This is a genomic window from Streptomyces sp. NPDC059142, assembly GCF_042755665.1.
In the GTDB taxonomy this organism is placed as follows: domain Bacteria; phylum Actinomycetota; class Actinomycetes; order Streptomycetales; family Streptomycetaceae; genus Streptomyces.
Genome location: NZ_JBHZDA010000045.1, coordinates 48,476 through 51,515, shown reverse-complemented (window position 1 = coordinate 51,515; position 3,040 = coordinate 48,476). Strand labels below are relative to the sequence as shown.

Here is a 3,040-nt window from a genome sequence, read left to right as displayed (position 1 = left end):
ACTTACCCTCACCTCCCAAAGAACCCTCCAAACAACAACCACCCAAACCGGGGCCGTCGCCAACGCCCCCCCGCCCCCGCCCATCCCGAAGGACAGCACCGTGTCGACCCACCACACCCCCGAGAGCGTCGTCATCGCGGACACCCCCACCGCCATCCTGGAATGGGCCGCTCGCCACATCGATCACGTCGGCATCCACCAGGGCCCCCATCTGTTTGCCGGTCCCGGCCGTACGGCCACGTTGCCGTGCTGGCCGCGTGGCGCCCTCGAAGTAGCCGCCGGCCACGGTCGGGGAGCCGCGGGCCGGACGTACGACTAGGACCGCATCAATCACGCCCGCGACCAGGCGTTCGCCCTCCTCGCAGAAACCCTCACCGGTCACCCCCTCGACGCCGACGACCCCGCCACCACCACGGCCCGGCACCGCGACGTCATCGACCGGTGGAGCGCAGAGCCCGGCCGCATCGCCGCGGACGCTGCCCGCGCGTTCCGCGCCGCCGCCATCCGTGCTGAACACGCCCTGTTCTGACCCCCGACGCCCGACAGCATCCCGAATCTTCGAAGGCCAGCACGATGGACGATACGAAACAGAACCGCAGCACCACCCAGGCACCGACCCGCCGAGGAGCCGCCACCCCCAGCCGGGACGGCATCCACAGGGTCGGCGTCCCTCTTCACCCCAGGCTCAGCGCGATCGAACTCATCCGCGTACTCCTCGCGGCCCCGCGGGAGACAGACCTCACCACCCTCGATCCCGTACGGGTCCGATCGCTCATCGCCGATGTGCTCACCCACCACGGCTATGCCGTGCTCGGCCGATCGCCGTACTACCCCGAACTCGACCGCCACCAGGACGCCCGCCGTGCCGTGCGCCGCGCGTACGGGCCGCGCTTCCTCGACGCCCCGGACGAACAAGCCGTACTTGCTGATCCGCTTCGTGAAGTGCTCGCCAGCGGGAGCAGGAAGACGTGACCGCGACTGTTTCCGAGCCGACCGGAGCGCGAGCACGGCAGACGTACTACTGGCGGGTGCGCAATGGGCGGATGCGCCAGCCACCCGAGAGCGCGGGACAGGCGTGGCACATCCAGCCGGGACACCCCGGCGGCGCGTACTGCGACCTCGGCCACGAACTGGATCCGCCCGCACACCACGCTCCGACCCTGCTCTCCCGCAGCCGGCTGCTTCGCCGCCGAGGGGACGACCAGGAGGTCCGGGGCGGATGCCTCACTTGTGACTGGGAGGGCCCCATCCACCGAGGCGACGGGTACGGCGACGGCGACAACGAAGCAGTGGAGGATGCCCACGATCACGCGTTCCCCGGCTGGAGGACGCTGCCGCCGATCACTACGGTCAAGGACCGATGGGTCGTACCGCAGAGCCGAAGCCGCTGGGCCCAGCTCACCTCCCAGTACCCAGCGGGCTGGATCGACCAAGGCGCCCCCGTCATGGTCTGGCGCCGGTACCGTCGTGAGGCTCACCTTCCGCCACACACCGGACGCCCCCGGTACGAACTCCGCGTCACCCGGTCACCCAGCGACCGGGGCCGACGCCCCACAGATCAGGGGCCCTCTTCTGATGGCCGCCGTCCTCCGGATCAGGGCCCACCCTCCGAATCCAAAGGTGGTTTAATTACTTCGCCGTCAGCGGAGCGGGCAACCTCAGACCGGCCGCGCGTCCCACGGGGCGCGACGCACCCCAGACAACAGATGACGGCCAGCGCACAAGGGCAACAAGGCGCTGGCCGTCGGTGTCTCTCTCACCAGAAAGACCACACCATGCTATGTGACCGACACCCCGACTGTCCCCAGCCCGGCGACATCGCCCAGCTCACGACGGGTAACAGCATCTGTGCCGACCCCGGCGACAGCTTCGTCATCGTCGAAGACTTCCCGGCGACCGGCCGGCACCTCGTGCTCAACCTGCCCGTCGACCATCCCGGTCGCGCAGACTGGGCCGCGGCCGTCGCCCTGGCCGACATAGCCACCCTCACCCGGCTCGAACCGGCAGGCAGCCGTACGTGGGCGCCGGCCCCGGACCCGGACGACATCCAGTGACTGTGCCGAGCGGTCACGACCGACCAAGAAATGGAGGCGACCGTGTCCCGCAAGACCGGCCGCACGCTCTACTCACGCGCGGACCTGCGCAAGGTCCACAGCATCAGCGAGCCGACACTTCAGAACCTGTGGACCGACCGGGAGAACAACGGGCACCCGCCCGTCGTGGAGACCATCGACGGCGTCATGCACTGGGACGGCGACGTATGGGCAACGTGGCACCACGAGCTTCAGCGGCAGCGCGCCGCAGCCAGCACCACCAACCCGCCGAGGCTCGACGGCAACCCCGAAGAGATGGTCGGCCCTGCCGAAGCGGCGAAGGTCTGCGGGTTCGCGGACTCCGCCACGGTCTCTCACTACGTCAAGAACCCGCCCGAGGGATGGCCGGCGCCGGACGACTGGGACGAGCTTCCGACCCGGCGGCGTCCGAAGTGGAAGCGCTGGAGGCTGTGGCAGTACCTCGCGGAACGGAAAGGCCGCGGTCACGCCGGCGGACGGCCCACCGGCCGCCGCGGACTGGCCTACCCCTACCAGGGAGACGAGCGGCTAACCCTCGCACGGCAGGCCATCGCGGCGAACCCTGGGGCGAAGAACGCCGAGCTGATCCCGCAACTCCAGGGGCAGACGGAGAAGACCTACTCCCGCCCGACCTGGAACCTCATCCTTAAGTCCGCCCGTGAGCACCCCGAGGAGTGACCCGTGCTCGACACCCGCTGTCCGCGCTGCGGCGGCCCGCTTGGGGAACGGCCCGCACGTTCCCGCATGACCGCAGATCGCGGGGTGCGCGTCTGCTCGCCCTGCGGTACGGACGAGGCCGTGCGCGACGGCACCGACCTCCCGCCGGTACCGTTCGGTGAGTGGCCGATCCGCTAGACGCTTAGCGCAGTGAGGGCCGCCCCGGGACCGGCGCGCCGCCCAAAGTGAGGGCCCCCCTTATGAAACCCCCCCGATCGGGTGGGCCCGGTGGGCGGGCCCGCGATACCCAG

3 protein-coding genes and 2 pseudogenes are annotated in these 3,040 nt (G+C 70.2%); all 5 read left to right on the top strand.

The genetic code is table 11. From position 1 onward, the window contains the following. Positions 1 to 100: 100 nt before the first annotated feature. The 5 genes and pseudogenes from ACFXPK_RS18210 to ACFXPK_RS18190 all read left to right on the top strand — a co-directional run bounded on the left by ACFXPK_RS18210 (position 101) and on the right by ACFXPK_RS18190 (position 2,750). Positions 101 to 529, top strand: a pseudogene (locus ACFXPK_RS18210) (DUF6197 family protein). 44 nt (positions 530 to 573) lie between these two features. Continuing rightward, positions 574 to 972 (top strand): DUF6181 family protein, encoded by a 399-nt coding sequence (locus ACFXPK_RS18205; protein WP_385076476.1) that lies wholly within the window; start codon positions 574 to 576, stop codon positions 970 to 972. Further along, positions 969 to 1,526: pseudogene (locus ACFXPK_RS18200) on the top strand (DUF6349 family protein); the annotation flags it as partial. The gene ACFXPK_RS18205 and the pseudogene ACFXPK_RS18200, both read left to right, overlap by 4 nt. A 249-nt stretch (positions 1,527 to 1,775) precedes the next feature. After that, entirely contained in the window at positions 1,776 to 2,054 is a 279-nt protein-coding gene (locus tag ACFXPK_RS18195) for a DUF6211 family protein (RefSeq protein WP_385076490.1), read from the top strand. A 42-nt stretch (positions 2,055 to 2,096) separates the two neighbouring features. Next, entirely contained in the window at positions 2,097 to 2,750 is a 654-nt protein-coding gene (locus ACFXPK_RS18190; RefSeq protein WP_385076473.1) for a hypothetical protein, read from the top strand. The last annotated feature ends 290 nt before the right edge of the window (positions 2,751 to 3,040 follow it).